This is a genomic window from Nonomuraea sp. NPDC049637 (assembly GCF_040675235.1).
In the GTDB taxonomy this organism is placed as follows: Bacteria; Actinomycetota; Actinomycetes; order Streptosporangiales; family Streptosporangiaceae; genus Nonomuraea.
Genome location: NZ_JBFAOM010000011.1, coordinates 161,960 through 177,140, shown reverse-complemented (window position 1 = coordinate 177,140; position 15,181 = coordinate 161,960). Strand labels below are relative to the sequence as shown.

Genomic DNA, 15,181 nt, shown 5'->3' with positions numbered 1-15,181 from the left:
GAAGTTCGAACCGTGGTCTGATGCGCCGCCGGCCCGGCATGCCGCATCTTCTTCAGCGTGATCGAACTTCAGCACCTCACCAAGCGCTACGACGACACGCTCGCCGTGGATGATCTGTCCTTCGAGGTCGAGCCGGGCCATGTGACGGGCTTCCTGGGCCCCAACGGCGCGGGCAAATCCACCACGCTGCGCCTGCTTCTCGGCCTGGACGCGCCGACCTCCGGCCAGGCTCTGGTCGGCGGCCGACGGTATGCCTCCTTGCGCAAGCCCATGTTCGAGGTGGGGGCGCTGCTCGACGCGAGTGCGGTCAATGGCGGGCGCAGCGCCTACAACCATCTGCTCTGCCTGGCCACCACCAACGGCATCGGTGCCACACGCGTGGCCGAGGTGCTTGAGCAGGTCGGATTGGCGGGTGTGGCACGCAAACGCGTGGCCGGCTTCTCCCTCGGCATGAAACAACGACTCGGCATCGCTGCTGCGCTGCTCGGCGATCCTGGTGTGCTGCTGTTCGACGAGCCCGTCAACGGCCTCGATCCCGACGGAGTGCGCTGGATCCGTGACCTGATGCGGTCACTGGCCGCCGAGGGCAGGACCGTTCTGCTCTCCAGTCACCTGATGAGCGAGATGGCGTTGACGGCTGAACGCATCGTGATCCTGGGCCGGGGGCGGTTGGTCGCGCACTCCACGGTCAGCGAGCTGACCGCGCGCTATCCCTCGCTGGAGGACGCCTATATGGCTCTGACAGCGAGCAGCGTCCAGTTCGGAGCGGCGAGATGAGGGCGGCCCTGCTGGCCGAATGGCTGAAGCTCCGGTCAGTGACTTCCACCTGGCACGCAATGGGTGCGTCGGCTCTCATGGCTGTGCTCGGCGTGATCTGGACGCTCTACGTCAGCGACCTCGCCGAAGATCGGGGAACGCTGCAGGCGGCCGCGCCGGAACAGGGCTTCCTGCCCCTCCTGCAGATGAGCCTCACTGTGCTCGGCGTGCTGGCGGTCACGTCCGAATACGCGACAGGGATGATTCGCGCCAGTCTTACCGTCGTTCCGCGGCGCAGCACCTTATTTCTGGCCAAGGCCGTCGTCGTCGGCCTGGCCACGTTGACTGCGGCTCACGTCATCCTTCTGGTCACCTATTCGGCGAGCCGTCTGATCGCCAATGGCCACCGGCTGGGCTTCAATGAGACTTCGCTGGCCGACGACGTGCCGATGCTGTTGGCCGCGGGGGCCTCGGTGACTGCGCTGGCTCTGGTGGGGCTCGGCCTGGGCATGGCCACGCGGTCGACGGCTGGCGCGCTCATCTCGGTCGTGGCCTTGCTGTTCGTCCTGCCTGGTGTTGTCGTTTACCTACCTGCGCCGTGGAACACGCGTGCCGCATCACTGCTGCTGCCGAACCTGGTTCCCCAGCTGGCCGGCGATCGCCTGTCGTCCCGGCTTGGAGACGGTTTTCTTCCACCGTGGGCCGCGCTGCTGGTCCTCCTGGCTTACCCGGTGCTCGCGCTCGTTGCCGGTTTCATCTCGCTCAAGCGGAGGGACGTATGAGTGTTCTCGCCTCTGAGTGGCTGAAGGTTCGTTCGGTTCGCTCTTCTTATCTCATCATCGGCATCAGTCTCGGCACGATTCTTCTGGGTCTTGCCTTGGCCTCCATGGCGGCCGGCATGTACGACGACGCTCCCGTGGAGCAACGTCCGGCTGCCCGGATAGCGGATCTGGAAGAGGTCCTGGTGATCGTGCCGCAACTTTGCATGGGCGTCCTGGGCACAATGGCCATCACATCTGAATACGCCACCGGCTTGATCAGAACGAGTCTGACGGTCGTCCCCCGGAGATGGCCGCTTCTCGCTGCGAAGGCCGTCGTGGTCGGTGTATTGAGTTTGGTCATTGGTCCGGTGGCGGTGTTCGGGACGTATTTCGTCTCGCGTTGGGTGCTTGGCGACCGATTCTCCGGCGCCTATCTGACGTCGTTCGCGGACAAGCTTCCGTTCCTGCTCGTCACGAGTTCCACGGTGGTCGTATTCGCGCTGCTTGGCTTGGGATTGGGCGCGCTTCTGCGTTCCGCCACCGGCGCGATCGCCTTGTTGGTGGGATTGATCTACGTCATTCCGATGATCGTGGGCAACATCCCGGAGCCCTGGAGTGAGCGGCTGGGCTCGATCATGATCGGTGCGCTTCCCCGCGAGATCACCGGCGAGCTCATCACCACGTCGGTGTACGGGTCACTTCTGTCTCCGCCTGCGGCCGCCACCGTGCTGGTGTTGTACGCAGCTCTTCCCCTGCTGACCGCCATCTGGCTCATACGCAGGAGGGATGCTTGAGATGCCCGCTCCATGGACCTTGTTGCGATACACCCTCTGCCATCTCGTTCCGCAACCGTGGGTACGGCAGGCTCAGGTGCCTGCCGTACCGCTCAGCGGCTCAGACTTCGAGCACGACGGGAATGATCATGGGTCGGCGACGGTAAGTGTCGCTGACCCAACGGCCGACCGTGCGACGCACGACCCGGCGGATCTCCTGCATGTCGACCACGCCATCCGCGGCCTTGTCCTGAAGAGCTCTTTCGATCTGCGGAATGAACTCCTCGAACTGCGCCGGATCGATACCGGAGCCTCGTGCGTGGATCTCGGGGCCGGCGGTGAGCTTGCCGGTGGCGGAGTCGACCACGACGACCACCGAAATGAATCCTTCGTCGCCGAGAATCCTGCGGTCCTTCAGCGAGGTGTCGGTGATCTCGCCCACCGAGGTGCCGTCGACATAGACGTACCCGGCGTGAACCGCTCCCACGATCTTCGCTCTGCCGTCGACCAGGTCCACGACGACGCCGTCCTCGGCGATCACGATGTGGTCGTCGGGAACACCGGTGAGCGCGGCGAGCTTGGCGTGCGCCCGCAGGTGCCGCCATTCGCCGTGAACCGGCATGAAGTTCGAGGGGCGAGTCAGGTTGAGCACATAGAGGAGCTCGCCTGCGGCCGCGTGGCCGGAGACGTGCACCTTGGCGTTGCCCTTGTGCACGACACGAGCGCCCCATCTGGTGAGCCCGTTGATCACCTTGTTGACCGCGGTCTCGTTCCCCGGCACCAGCGACGACGCCAGCAACACGGTGTCACCCTCGGCGATGCGGATCGGATGATCGCGATTGGCCATCCGCGACAGCGCCGCCATGGGCTCGCCCTGGGAGCCGGTGCAGACCAGCACCACGTCCTCCGGCGGCCACTGCTCGATGTCGCGCGAGTCGACGATCAACTCCGGCGGCACCTTGAGGTAGCCCAGATCACGAGCCACCCCCATGTTCCGGACCATCGATCGGCCCACCAGTGCGACCTTGCGGCCGTGCCTGGCCGCGGCATCCATCACCTGCTGGATGCGGTGCACGTGCGAGGCGAAGCTCGCCACGATCACCCGCTGCTCCGAGGTGCGGATCACCTCGTCGATGACCGGCCCGATCTCCCGCTCGCTGGTGACGAAGCCCGGCACCTCGGCGTTGGTGGAGTCCGACATCAGCAGGTCGACGCCCTCGGTGCCGAGCCTGGCGAAGCCGCCGAGGTCGGTGAGCCGGCCGTCGCTCGGCAACTGGTCCATGCGGAAGTCACCAGTGTGCAGGACGATGCCGGCGGGCGTCCTGATCGCCACGGCCAGCGCGTCGGGAATCGAGTGGTTCACCGCGAGGAACTCGCAGTCGAAGGGCCCGAAGATGTGCCGTTCGCCCTCGACGACCTCGACCTTGGTCGGCTGGATCCGGTGCTCCGTCAGCTTGGCCTCGATCAGGGCCAAGGTGAGCTTGGATCCGATGAGCGGAATGTTGCGCCGCTCGCGCAGAAGGTAAGGCACCGCCCCGATGTGGTCCTCGTGGGCGTGGGTCAGCACGACGGCTTCGATGTCGTCGAGCCTGTCCCTGATGTATTCGAAGTCGGGCAGGATCAGGTCGACGCCCGGCTGATCGGGCTCAGGGAACAATACCCCGCAGTCGACGATCAGCAGCCGGCCGTCGTATTCGAAGACGGCCATGTTTCTGCCGATCTCCCCCAACCCGCCGAGCGCGACGATGCGCAGGCCGCCGTAAGGCAGCTCCGGCGGGGGGCCAAGCTCAGGATGCGGATGGCTCATGCCCGGCCCCCATGGTCAAATCGTGTTCTCAAAACTCCCGGTTCCTCCCCGTTCCTATGCGTCTGTCAACTTCACCCCGCCGGCTACCAGGCAAGCACGCAGCTCGGCGATTTGCTTCTCCGTCGCGGCCACGAGCGGCAGACGTACCGGTCCCACCGGCATACCCACCAAGCTCAGCGCCGCCTTTGCCATGATCGCGCCACCGGCCTTCAGCATGATCCCGTCCACTACAGGAGCCACCTGGCCGTGTACCTCCAGCGCCTGCTTCACGTCACCGCTCTTGTGCAACTCGATCATGCGAGCCAGTTCGGAGCCCACGACATGTCCGACGACACTGACGAACCCTGCGGCGCCGAGGGACAGCCAGGCGAGGTTGAGCAGGTCGTCGCCGGAGTAGAACACAAGATCGGTCGCCGTCATGACCTGGCTGGCAGCGAAGAGGTCGCCCTTGGCGTCCTTCACGGCCACGATGCGGTCGTGCTGCGCCAGACGGATCAACGTCTCGGTCTTGATCGGCACGCCACTGCGCCCGGGGATGTCGTAGAGCATCACCGGGAGTTCGGTGGCGTCGGCCACGAGGGTGAAGTGCTGGTAGAGCCCCTCTTGCGGGGGCTTGTTGTAGTAGGGAGTCACCACCAGCAGCCCGTGGGCGCCCACCTCCGCCGCCTGCTTCGCGAGCTTGACGGTGTGGCGTGTGTCGTTCGTCCCCACTCCCGCCACTACGGCGGCGCGGTCGCCAACGGCCTCCAGGACGGCGCTGACGATCCGTCGCTTCTCATCGTCCGAGGTCGTGGGCGACTCGCCTGTCGTCCCATTGACGATCAGGCCATCGTTGCGCTGCTCGTCCACCAGGTAGGTGGCCAGGCGTCGTACGCCTTCGTAGTCGACGTCGCCGTCAGAGGTGAACGGCGTGACCATCGCGGTCAGCATGCGACCGAAGGGTGCTTCGGCGGTTCCAGTTGGCGATGCCATAGTGCGAACGCTACCTGGATTCGGAAAAACGTTGGACGTCGCCACCCCGCTTTGCCAGCCCGACGGAGCCATTTGCCCTCATTCACAGGCATTCGGAGGAGCAAGGTGACAAGGATAACCGCATGGGGTAACCCGATCTACTTCGCTCGCGATCACCTCGCCGACAGCCGAGCCCCCATCATCTCCACCCACACCCGCCTATCCCCGGACGGGCCCGAAGAGCAAAGATCAGCCCCACGGCGCCCCCTACCGGGACAGTTCGATCTGGTACCTGATGAAACCTCGGTTCTCGGCCACCTTGTCATAGAGACGGCGCGCGGTGCTGTTCGATTCGTGAGTGTTCCAGTAGACACGGGAGCAGCCGCCATCCCGAGCCCAGTCCGCGACAGCTTCGATCAGCTTGCGTCCCACCCCCTTGCCCCGGACATCAGGAGCGGTAAACAGATCCTGGAGATAGCAGACGTCCGAGTCAGGGGCCGAGGTGCTGGCATGGACCAAGAAGTGGGTAATGCCGACGAGCCGCCCGTCCAGTCTCGCGCCGAAGGCGTGCAGCCGGGTGTCTGCCTGGAACTCCTGCCAGGCTCGTGCATACATCTCGTCGGGCTCGACTCGCTGGTAGAAGTCGATGTACGCCCGGAACAAGCTCTCCCACACATCCCGGTCGGACGGCATGAGCTTGCCGATGCTGATCACATGGTCTCCTTACAAGCACGGCCTCAGACAGCCGGGCCCACAGGATGGACGGCGCCGACAACTAAGACGAAGACGGAATCTCACAACCTAAGGAGAAGGTGGCCTCTACGACACAGCCACTTCTTTGGGATATCAGAGGACCACTCTTCCTGGTGCCGGCCACATCCAGGGGTATGTGCCACGAAGTCCAGCCGCTGTCGTCAGCCATCAACCTAGAGGGGCACTCCGACGCTGCACCGCCGCACAACCCCTCGGCGAGAGCACTGACCCGTGGGGAATCCGCCGACCGACGGCTCCTGTCGGCACTGATGGCTCTACAGGCGCTGATGGCCCTGCGTGTGCTGCCGGAGACCTTGCCGGTGTTGTTGACCTTCCGGGTGTTGACCTTCCGGGTGTTGACCTTCCGGGTGTTGACCTTCCGGGTGTTGACCTTCCGGGTGTTGACCTTCCGGGTGTTGATGGCGCTGCGGGTGCCGGCGGCCGGTGCTGACTGCCCTGCGGGTACTGCGCCCCTGCGGGAGGTAGCGCTGCCCTCGGCTGCTGTCTCGCTCATTGAGCACCGCAGCTGGGACTCCTGCCGTAGCTGATCACGTGTGCCCGGTCGGCCCATCACTCTCCGCGTTCGCGGGCACGCGTAGCTGTGGCCGTCACGCGGGCGCCCGGCAAGGACAGAGCAGCGTGGTGCTGTTCCGTTCCCATCTGACAGGTCCTTCTCTCAGAACTCCGCTGCCGTGCGTCCCTAACCGTCCCTCCGGCAAGGTGATGGGGACATGCCATGAAAAGACAGGAACTGGAGCTCGACGTACTGAATGAGCTGCGGGAGCATGCGTCAACGGCCGCACCTGAGGGCGCGCATGGAAGAGGTCGCCGATATGTGCTCGGGGGTACACACATCGACGACCTCTACCGGAGAATCGGTGTCCCTTACATCAGCGTTACAGGGTTTCTCCGATAATTTTTCGCCATCGCAAAGTTGGGGTTCCAGCAGTCATCGATGACGGTCGGTTACCTGTCGAATACGGCAACATGGGGCAACGCCTCACACGAACCCCCAGGGATGGACTAGTGGCCACCTCAGATCCGGTCTACCTGCGTGTCGTCGAAGACATCCGGCGGCAGATCCTCGACGGCACCCTCCCCCCAGGCGCGCCCATTCCCTCACGGGCGCAACTGACCCGTAAGTACCAGGTCGGCGAGACCGCCGCCCGTCACGCTCTACGCGTCCTCGCGGGCGAGGGTCTCATCATCGGCCGTGTCGGTTCAGGTCATTACGTCAGGGATCGTCCAAATTTGACACCCTTGCATCGATGGCGCTTCCTGGACCACCCCGCGCCGTTCGCGTCCGACCTGCAGTCCCAAGGCAGACGCGTGACGTGGGATTGGCACAGCGAACCGGCCGACGCCAGCCCCGACATCGCCAGACGTCTACGCATCGACGAACATTCCACGCTGACCAGAACGCACTACGTCTTTCGGGGAGACGGCAAGCCGATTCAGCTTGTCACCGCTTACGAGCCGATGGCGTTCGTCGCCCACACCGAGGAGGAACGCCGTAGCTTGGTCGCGAGAATGTACGCGCACGGCATAAAGATCACTGAGGTCGTCGAGAGCATCCACACCCGGGTGCCTCAACCGGCCGAGAGCGATGCGCTCGATCTGGCGGCCGGGGTTCACGTTCTGCATGTGGAGCGTACGCACTGGGCCGGCGAACGTCCTGTCGAAACGAGCGACATCGTCATTCCGGGCGATCGCTTCAGAGTGATGTACAGCATGCCCGTCTGACCGGTTCCGGGCTCCGGGTGGCGCCGCTCCTTGCCGCCTGGAGCCTCACGCACCCGCCTGAAGGCCCCACGGGAAGCGACGCCTGAGGAACCGAAGGAGCACAAGCCGGATCGCTATGCGCCTACTGATTGTCCGGAGGGCGTGGTAAGAGTCGCCCTGCCCCATCGCCCTCGCGGAGCTCCACACGGGGACTACGCGCCGGAGGCCCCAACGGGGATGTTCTGGTACTCGGTCGCCTCACAACGAATCCTCTTCCGGCTGCAACTCCACCTTCGGCCTTGGTATAAGGATTCGCGTCAGAGCTTGTCAGGAGCCCGTTGCAACCTGAGGTGCGGATTGCTGCTTACCTCCAATCAGTCCTGGCGGCGGAGGTCCATGCAAGCCGCACAGGCTTCACTGTTCGTAGATCAAGCTGAGTCATCCCGTCGCTGATGGCGGCTTGCGCCTGCGGGCGTGGGACGCCTCACGACCTGATCCGTCATGGTCAGTGTCCTGCACAACGGCGGGCAGCAGGACGTGATCAGCCGCCCAACTGCACGCGAATAACCTGGCGACGTCGATAGTCATCCTCGCGATAATGACCGACGTGGAGCAGATCGAGGTCGTCGTCGCGCATAACGAGCGCGCGACGCTGCGTGCCTGCGACGTGTTTCTCAAGATCGACGCCGATCAGGCGCGCACTGACGTCGAGGTCGAAGCAATGGCCATGGCGCCGATCCCGACGCCGGAGGTTTTGTGGCGCAAACCGCCCGTGCTCGCGCTCGCCACTGTTCCAGGGACCGCACTCGGACGTTTGGGCGAGCCGTCTGTCGCGTCGCCGGCGGCCTGGGCCGCAGTGGGTGCCGCCGTGCGGAGGCTCCATGACGCGCCCCTGCCACCATGGCCTGGTCAGAGCCTGGACGAGGTCACATCGCGTCTCGACGCCGAATGCGAGTGGCTCGTCACGAATGGCGTCCTTCCGACCGACCTGGTCGCGCGCAATCGCGAGGTTGCCGCGGCTGCGCTCCGGCCATGGAAACCGGTGTTCACGCACGGCGACCTACAGATCACGCACGTGTTCGTCGACGGTGACGAGGTCACCGGCGTGATCGACTGGTCCGAGGCGGGCCAGGGTGATGCGCTGTTCGACCTCGCCATCTTGACGCTCGGACACGAGGAGCGCCTGGACGATCTGATCGCCGGCTATGGGGCCGACGTCGACCTCGACGTGATCCGCGGGTGGTGGTCCTCACGGAGCTTGCTGGCGATCAGATGGCTCATCGAGCACGGCTTCGACCCGTTTGCGCCAGGCTGCGAGGTCGACGCGTTGAAGGCCCGGATGTGAGAGGGATGAACTGACGGCCAGGAGCGCCGTTCCGCCGCGGCGAGCGAGGCGCATCTGCAAGGCGTCGTCTTCCCGACCAACGACGTAATGGCCTCGAAGACCGCGAGCAGGCGGTCGACGGCCTCGGACCACCGAAGCGCGACTCGTGTCGACGATACGCCCAGCTGCCGACAACGGGGGTCGGAGATATGCCCAGGGTGAAGCCTCGGGGTGGTTGGTATGGCTCGCGCTCGATGCGATCTCCGAATCGATGCTAGTGAGCTGCGCTGTCCCCAGTCGGAATTAGCGCGACAGTCACCGCTTTGGGGAGTGAGTCTCCAGCGGAGCCATCAGAACAGCTTCCGGAACCACATGCGCGGTCACGAAAAAGCGCCGATCCAGGACTATCCGATTTTTATTGTATGGCATCGAATGTCCGAGAATACTGTGACTCTTTCGGGCGAACAAGAGCGGTCGAAAGCTTGCCGTGAAATCGTAGACGGCATTGTCAGGCGACCCGGGCAAGGCTTCGTCAAATCACCACCAGCAACGGGGCCCACATCAAAGCGGGCAAATCGCGCGTTCCGGCCGGCGGCCATATGGAGACCCGAGAACATCCCTCCAATCTCGCTGCGCGAGATCATCACTGACTGGGTTTGATACGCGTCACGGCATTGCGAAGGTGGCCATTCCTCGCGTTCGCGGCACAGGGTTACCATCGACGTAAGTCAAGCGCGATATATCCGCGCACTGCATCCTTTATCGGACTGGAATTCGGGGGCTGAGATTGTCGGTCCTCGTTGATAGAACGGGTGCGGAGGTTGCGAATGCGAGTCAAAGATCTGTACGAGCGCGATCGGCCGCGAGAAAGGCTCATGTCGAGCGGCGCGGCGGTGCTTGCCGACCGGGAGCTCCTGGCCGTTCTGCTCGGCTCCGGTTTTCGCGGGGCAAGCGCGCTGGACCTGGCCAGTCAAGTCATCGAACACTGCGGCGATCTCGATGCGCTCGGGCGCGCCGATCCGCACCGGCTGCTCACACTGCGAGGCATAGGGCCGGCCAAGGCCGCGCGCGTGGCGGCGGCCTTTCATCTCGTACGGCGTGCGGCGTCGGAACCTGCGCGGATGCGCATCGCCAGCACATCTGACCTGGCGGAGGTCTGTGCCCCCTTACTGCGTGGCCTCGGGCACGAACGCTTCGTCGTGGTGGTTTGTGATACGCGGGGCGGCGTGCTGAAACGTTCGGTGTTGACGGAGGGCGGCGCCGATCACACGACGGTGCCCGTACGGGAGACGATCTCCCTTGTGCTCACCACCGGTGGCGCCATGTTCGGCGTTGCCCACAATCACCCTGGAGGCTCTCTCGATCCCAGCGAGGCCGATCTGGAAGTCACGGCCCACCTCGCCGAGGCCGCCCGGACAGTGGGGCTACGTCTCCTCGACCATCTCATCATCACGGATGCGGCTTGGAGGCGGATCTCCATGTGAATCACCTTCATCCACGACCGCGGCGGGCGGGCGAACGCGGGGGCCCAAAAGGAACCATCCTCCGATAGCGTCGAACAGGAGAAGCGCATGAGGCGGTCATGAGAGCCTAATGACACGAGTTGAGGCCGTAATGGACGTCGGCCGGCCAACAGACTCGTGCAAGCGTGGTCCCGTGCTCTCCGGGATGCGCGGGACCACGCTTTAGTTCGTGGGCAAGGGACCGACAGCAAGAACGGACCGCGGCCTCTGAGTCGTCTCGACAGCCGGCAGCACACGGAAGCCCACAACTGTATCCGCCCGCCAAGGAAGCGTGACGCGGCGGCGCTGAGGCAAGTCACATGCCCGAGGCTCACGCTTAGCTATTCCAGGAGACATTGGGCCGGATTGTCCATTGTCTCTAGGATGTGGCTGTTCGTGTGACAGATTACTGTTGCAGCGAGACGGTAGTCATGAGGAACGGTCGGTGATGGTCTACGCACTCGTCGCAGTTGCTCGAAAATTTTGGCCAATCCTTGCCGATCTGCTGCGCTGACCATGACGAAGAAGGCACACTTGTTCCTGCGGCCATTGCAAGCCTCCTTCACCCCTTGAATCGTTGCTATTCGAAGGAGTCTTGCGATGGCCGTCCTTATTGTCCTTTGTGACGAGGCTGAGAGTATAAAGCAGTCGAGGATAGGGATAAATGCGCCATACGGACCTGACGAATGCGGAGTGGGAACGGCTGGCGCCGTTGCTGCCTGACGGCGACGCTGGACGCCGGCGGCGCGGAGACCAGCGAATGCTGATCAACGGGGTGCTCTATCAAGCGCGCACCGGGTCGCCTTGGCGGAGCCTCCCGGATCGGTTCGGATGCTGGATCACGGTCTACAAACGGCAGCGCCGCTGGGCGGCGGACGGAACCTGGGGGCGTCTGCTCAGAGATGTGCAGGCCGCGCAAGGCATCGGTAGGCACATGAACGGCGATGTTGTGGTGCATCCTGGCGCTGTCATGACTTACGACATCGGGCCGTCGGCTGGGGCTGGCCGCGAGGCGGGGTCCGGAGCGGTACAGCAGAGAGATCCGGTGCTGGCGAGCCTGGAGCTCCGGCTGACCGAGGTGATCAAGATGGGGAAGCGTAAAGGTTGAAGTGAGGGCGCTGGTGCTGGCAGGCGCCTGTTCGGTGTTTGGGCAGGGCGCCTGCCATCCCGGCCTCGATCGGCCTGTTCGTGAGCGAGGGGCGGCGGGAGACGCGGTGTAGCGCATCGCATGGGGTTCATCAGGCCCACGGGCAAGGATCAAGCGTCAGGCTGATCATCGCCTACTCGCCACATTGCTGGACGACAGGTGAGGCTCTTCCAGAGGTTGTCCGTTGCAGGTCACTCTGCGGCCAAGGGCGGGGATCAGGCCGAAGGATCTCGTTATGCGGTGGATGTATCGGCTGTAGCGGGCGCCTGATGTCGCCAAGGTGACGACCGGCGCCCTGGGTGACCGCTTGAACGCTGCTGTTGCCGTTGAGGTGGGGCTGCCGACGTCGTTGGGCTCCTCGCTGTGTCGCCGGGGATCGGCGGCGAGGACCCGAGTGTCAGGCCTTGACGTCGGGGGCAGTCAGCGTCGTGAGTATTGCCCTTTTAGATGTGTCGCCCCGTGCGGTCGCGGACGACTTCGCTCGGAGGGTCACTGGGTGGGCCAGCGAGCTTGTTCCGTTGCCGACAGGTCACGTCAATGCGCACAAGGAGCGCGGCGAATGCGGTGGCTGCCTGCGCCCCTCGGCCGGGACGTTGGGCGGCAAGCGGCAGAGGCGGCCGCGTTCGACGAGGTAACGGGAGGTCTCGTGACGTCGTTGGTCCAGGGCCACTCTGTGTGAAGGATGGTGATCACGAGTGCCGTGTGTGGTAGTTCGGACGAGACTGAGCTTCGGTCGCCGGCCCGCCGCCTATTACGAACGGCTCCCCTGTATGTCGGGCGGTGGGCCAGTCAGCAGGGTGTGTGACACCCACGAGTTCAGCTAATTCTGCGGTACCTGTTTCGGCAGGTTGCCGTCTCATATCAGGATTTCGGCCAAGGATTACCAGACTCCGGCGCACCTGGCCGGCATGAGGTGACATGACAGCGCTGCATCCCTATTTCTGCGTGCTTCTACATCCGAGCGAGCCAGACTGATCGATGAATCATCTTCGGTCCGGGTGGCTGTTTAGGCGCTCCGGTCTGGCGGGCGGTCCATTGCTGGGGGCGGCGGATTGATCCTCCTCGCCTAGGTGAGGTTATTTCCTCCGACAAGACGGGCGGATGTGGACGTTCACAGGAAATGCTTGGGACGCCGGAGGAAGAAAACCACTCCGGGCGGCTTGACGGGTATCGCTTCAGGCAGGGGCGTCTTGCCAATATGTGCTCGCAGCAAGTGGGGCCGGCCGCCGTGGGCGGGTTCCCTCGTCGTCCACTGGTAAGGGGTGGGGGTTCGTGAACGTTGAGGTGGAGATCCTCGATCTACAACTCCGTCTGCAGGCGCTGGAGGCTCGCTCGTGTACGGGTGGCCGTGATGCGGTGTTGGCCGGGCTGGCTACGGCGAGGGCGGAGATCGTCGAGGTTCGCTCAGGGGTCGGGCGGGACTTTGAGATCCTCAACTTCGAGATCGCGCGCCTTCGGGAACGGATAGACGAGAGCTGCAAGGCCAGCCTGGAGGAGACGTTGACGATGTTGGAAGGGCTACGGTTCCAGCTCGATGATCTCGGGCTCAGATTGGATCGCCTGTTGGCGAAAGATGATGCCTGAGTGGCATTTGAGCCCCCGGTTCAGGTTGGGGGCTCTTGAATGAGGCTGCTTGACCGATCCGACGTTTGATGGCGATGATGCTGGAGGCCGGTTTCAGGGCTGGTTTGAGCGGATCGGCCAGGAGTGGGGACGGTATCGGGAAATGGTGACGGCCATCCCGTACTCCTTCTAGGGCCTTGTCCGAGAACGAAGGAGCCAACGTGATGGCCGCGAGGAACAGTGTGCCGCCTTCGAGATGGCATGCAAAGCTGTTTTGGAACTGTGGCTCCTACTTCTCTCTTTCCGGCCCGGCTTCGGACGGAATGCCGATGTGTCCCTCATAGTCAGGAAAATCGGGCTTGAGTGACAGCTTGTTGGCGAAATTGCAGTACGGCGACCGGGGCTGCCAAGCGTTGCTCAGGATGGCGCATGACTATATCCAGAGGGCAAGGGATCTCGAGAAGCCTCTGGTGCGAGATCTGCGAGCTTTGTGGCGGTGTTGCCATCGTGGCGGGCTGGCGCGGCCGGCCACTCGGACGGCCGCACGTATGTAGAGAGTGTTCGTGTCGCGCGACGAAGAGGTCTCCAGAAGCGGGCCTACGCGGGGCCGCAGCGCCGCGTTTGAGCTGCACGGGAGCTTGAGGGGTGCGTTCGACGAGAGGGCTGGTTCTGTCAGGCTCTCCCGATGGGTGGCCTCAGGCGGGCAGACAATGCGGGGGGTCGTGCTGCTGCAGGTAGCAGCCAGGGGCCGGGGTCCTCCAGGGCCAAGAGGATGAGCCGAAGTTGAGTACTGGTCTGGTAGGTGCCCGGGTTATCGGGCGTTGCCGGTCAGCAGACTGTCCCAGAGCAACTCGGTCTTGAGCGTGGAGCCTCGGACAGTCTCCTCCCGGATCGGGGTCCTGCCGTTCTTGCGAGTTCGGCGGATGAAGCGCTGCCCGCCGATCTGGCAGAGCTCGTAGATCAGGGGCGCGCAGTGGCAGGTATATGCCCGGACCCGTACGCGTTCGTAGGGGGAGTACGTGGGATACCAGTGGATGACTGTGCGGTCTGGACAGGGTTCGGGGAGGTGGATGCCGATGCAGTGTTCGTAGTCCAGGAGGAGGACGGTCATGGCCGCAGAATACGTCTGGTTGTATCCGCTCGTCTATTCGGAAAGATGACTCTGTCTGAGCAGGCAGGAGGATATGGGAGGGCTCGTACACCTTCGTCTATGTTGCCGGTGTGCTGGACTACGACGGCGACACCCATATCTACGTACAGATCGCGGAGATCCTTCGACGGCGGGTCGAGGGGCTCGCGTCCGGGCATCCCGTGCCGAGCGAGGCCGACATTCAGCACGAGTTCGGGGTCGCGCGGACGACGGCCCGCCGGGCCATCCACGTGTTGCGCGAGGAAGGGCTCATCTACACGGTCCAGGGCGAGGGAACGTTCGTCGGTGCACCTGATGAAGCGCCGCGTAAGCAGCGGAAAGTGCCGCTCTATCGGCAGATCGCTGCCGATGTGGCCAAGCAGATCAGGGCGGGGCACTTCCAGCCCAAGCGGGCGATTCCGGGTGAGACGGCGTTGGTGCAGCAGTACGACGTGGCGCGCGAGACGGTGCGGCGGGCCATGGCGTTGTTGCGGGAGCAGGGATGGATCTACACCGTGCCGCAGCGTGGGAGTTACGTGTCGCCCGAAGAGTCGTGGCCCCAGGATTGAGATTCACTCATCTGCTTGTATCCAGACGTCTAAGGTATGAGCATGCTCGACCGAGACGGCCCCGTGCCGATCTATGTGCAGATTGCCGAGATGATCGAGGGTCAGATTCTGAGAGGTGAGCTGCTGGCCGGTGAGGCGGTGATGAGCGAGCTGGCCATGGAGGCCGAGTTCGACGTGGCGCGGTCAACTGTCCGGAACGTGGTGCGGGAGCTGCGTCGGCGGCAGCTCGTGCACACGGTGAAGGGGAAGGGGACGTTCGTCGGGGCCGCCGCGGATGGGGTGTAGGACGACAGCACAGGGGACGACAGCACAGGGGACGACAGCACAGGGGACGACAGCACAGGGGACGACAGCACAGGGGACGACAGCACAGGGGACGACAGCACAGGGGACGACAGCACAGGGGACGACAGCACAGGGGACG

Annotated in this window: 15 protein-coding genes; 11 read left to right on the top strand and 4 right to left on the bottom strand. The window is 64.1% G+C overall.

Translation table 11 applies throughout. The annotated features are described in order from the left end of the window. Positions 1-57 precede the first annotated feature (57 nt). The 3 genes from AB0J71_RS18025 to AB0J71_RS18015 are packed head-to-tail and all read left to right on the top strand — an operon-like array spanning position 58 to position 2,311. Complete coding sequence (locus AB0J71_RS18025; protein ID WP_352320802.1) at positions 58-777, top strand: ATP-binding cassette domain-containing protein; 720 nt, start codon at positions 58-60, stop codon at positions 775-777. Next, positions 774-1,538 (top strand): ABC transporter permease, encoded by a 765-nt coding sequence (locus AB0J71_RS18020; RefSeq protein WP_352320800.1) that lies wholly within the window; start codon positions 774-776, stop codon positions 1,536-1,538. Before AB0J71_RS18025 ends, AB0J71_RS18020 begins: the two co-directional genes overlap by 4 nt. Next, complete coding sequence (locus AB0J71_RS18015; RefSeq protein ID WP_352320798.1) at positions 1,535-2,311, top strand: ABC transporter permease subunit; 777 nt, start codon at positions 1,535-1,537, stop codon at positions 2,309-2,311. Before AB0J71_RS18020 ends, AB0J71_RS18015 begins: the two co-directional genes overlap by 4 nt. Positions 2,312-2,411: 100 nt before the next feature. Here the strand turns inward: AB0J71_RS18015 and AB0J71_RS18010 are convergent, their stop codons facing one another. The 3 genes from AB0J71_RS18010 to AB0J71_RS18000 all read right to left on the bottom strand — a co-directional run bounded on the left by AB0J71_RS18010 (position 2,412) and on the right by AB0J71_RS18000 (position 5,762). Next, a complete protein-coding gene (locus tag AB0J71_RS18010) occupies positions 2,412-4,097 on the bottom strand; it encodes a ribonuclease J (RefSeq protein ID WP_352320796.1) in 1,686 nt (561 codons plus the stop codon). Between the two features lie 54 nt (positions 4,098-4,151). Continuing rightward, complete coding sequence (gene dapA, locus AB0J71_RS18005; RefSeq protein ID WP_352320794.1) at positions 4,152-5,069, bottom strand: 4-hydroxy-tetrahydrodipicolinate synthase; 918 nt, start codon at positions 5,067-5,069, stop codon at positions 4,152-4,154. A 246-nt stretch (positions 5,070-5,315) separates the two neighbouring features. Beyond that, the gene (locus AB0J71_RS18000; RefSeq protein WP_352320792.1) at positions 5,316-5,762 is read right to left on the bottom strand and encodes a GNAT family N-acetyltransferase; all 447 of its coding nucleotides are present in this window, start codon (positions 5,760-5,762) and stop codon (positions 5,316-5,318) included. A gap of 308 nt (positions 5,763-6,070) precedes the next feature. Between AB0J71_RS18000 and AB0J71_RS17995 the strand changes: the two genes are divergently transcribed. From AB0J71_RS17995 to AB0J71_RS17970, 6 genes are all read left to right on the top strand, one after another. Next, positions 6,071-6,349, top strand: coding sequence for a hypothetical protein (locus AB0J71_RS17995; protein WP_352320790.1), 279 nt, complete (start codon positions 6,071-6,073; stop codon positions 6,347-6,349). Between the two features lie 478 nt (positions 6,350-6,827). Continuing rightward, complete coding sequence (locus AB0J71_RS17990) at positions 6,828-7,544, top strand: GntR family transcriptional regulator (protein WP_352320788.1); 717 nt, start codon at positions 6,828-6,830, stop codon at positions 7,542-7,544. A gap of 577 nt (positions 7,545-8,121) precedes the next feature. After that, a complete protein-coding gene (locus tag AB0J71_RS17985; RefSeq protein WP_364415031.1) occupies positions 8,122-8,868 on the top strand; it encodes a phosphotransferase in 747 nt (248 codons plus the stop codon). 806 nt (positions 8,869-9,674) lie between these two features. Next, complete coding sequence (radC, locus tag AB0J71_RS17980; RefSeq protein ID WP_352320785.1) at positions 9,675-10,331, top strand: DNA repair protein RadC; 657 nt, start codon at positions 9,675-9,677, stop codon at positions 10,329-10,331. Between the two features lie 682 nt (positions 10,332-11,013). Further along, complete coding sequence (locus AB0J71_RS17975) at positions 11,014-11,457, top strand: transposase (RefSeq protein ID WP_352320783.1); 444 nt, start codon at positions 11,014-11,016, stop codon at positions 11,455-11,457. 1,311 nt (positions 11,458-12,768) lie between these two features. Next, positions 12,769-13,080: a hypothetical protein gene (locus tag AB0J71_RS17970; protein WP_352320782.1), complete on the top strand. Its 312-nt coding sequence runs from the start codon at positions 12,769-12,771 to the stop codon at positions 13,078-13,080. A gap of 790 nt (positions 13,081-13,870) precedes the next feature. Here the strand turns inward: AB0J71_RS17970 and AB0J71_RS17965 are convergent. Beyond that, on the bottom strand, positions 13,871-14,170 hold the full coding sequence (locus AB0J71_RS17965; protein WP_364415029.1) for a hypothetical protein: 300 nt from the start codon (positions 14,168-14,170) through the stop codon (positions 13,871-13,873). A gap of 110 nt (positions 14,171-14,280) precedes the next feature. On the opposite strand from AB0J71_RS17965, the gene AB0J71_RS17960 reads away from it, so the two are divergent. Both AB0J71_RS17960 and AB0J71_RS17955 read left to right on the top strand, forming a co-directional pair. Beyond that, positions 14,281-14,757 carry a GntR family transcriptional regulator gene (locus AB0J71_RS17960; protein WP_352320779.1) on the top strand — a complete coding sequence of 159 codons (477 nt, stop codon included), beginning with the start codon at positions 14,281-14,283 and terminating at the stop codon, positions 14,755-14,757. 42 nt (positions 14,758-14,799) lie between these two features. Beyond that, the gene (locus tag AB0J71_RS17955) at positions 14,800-15,042 is read left to right on the top strand and encodes a GntR family transcriptional regulator (RefSeq protein WP_352320777.1); all 243 of its coding nucleotides are present in this window, start codon (positions 14,800-14,802) and stop codon (positions 15,040-15,042) included. Positions 15,043-15,181: the final 139 nt, after the last annotated feature.

Coding starts and splice junctions, on each gene's coding strand:
- AB0J71_RS18020 (WP_352320800.1), top strand. CDS start 774: ATGAGGGCGGCCCTGCTGGCCGAATGGCTGAAGCTCCGGTCAGTGACT.
- AB0J71_RS18015 (WP_352320798.1), top strand. CDS start 1,535: ATGAGTGTTCTCGCCTCTGAGTGGCTGAAGGTTCGTTCGGTTCGCTCT.
- AB0J71_RS18010 (WP_352320796.1), bottom strand. CDS start 4,097: ATGAGCCATCCGCATCCTGAGCTTGGCCCCCCGCCGGAGCTGCCTTAC.
- dapA (WP_352320794.1), bottom strand. CDS start 5,069: ATGGCATCGCCAACTGGAACCGCCGAAGCACCCTTCGGTCGCATGCTG.
- AB0J71_RS17995 (WP_352320790.1), top strand. CDS start 6,071: ATGGCTCTACAGGCGCTGATGGCCCTGCGTGTGCTGCCGGAGACCTTG.
- AB0J71_RS17985 (WP_364415031.1), top strand. CDS start 8,122: ATGACCGACGTGGAGCAGATCGAGGTCGTCGTCGCGCATAACGAGCGC.
- radC (WP_352320785.1), top strand. CDS start 9,675: ATGCGAGTCAAAGATCTGTACGAGCGCGATCGGCCGCGAGAAAGGCTC.
- AB0J71_RS17975 (WP_352320783.1), top strand. CDS start 11,014: ATGCGCCATACGGACCTGACGAATGCGGAGTGGGAACGGCTGGCGCCG.
- AB0J71_RS17965 (WP_364415029.1), bottom strand. CDS start 14,170: ATGACCGTCCTCCTCCTGGACTACGAACACTGCATCGGCATCCACCTC.
- AB0J71_RS17955 (WP_352320777.1), top strand. CDS start 14,800: ATGCTCGACCGAGACGGCCCCGTGCCGATCTATGTGCAGATTGCCGAG.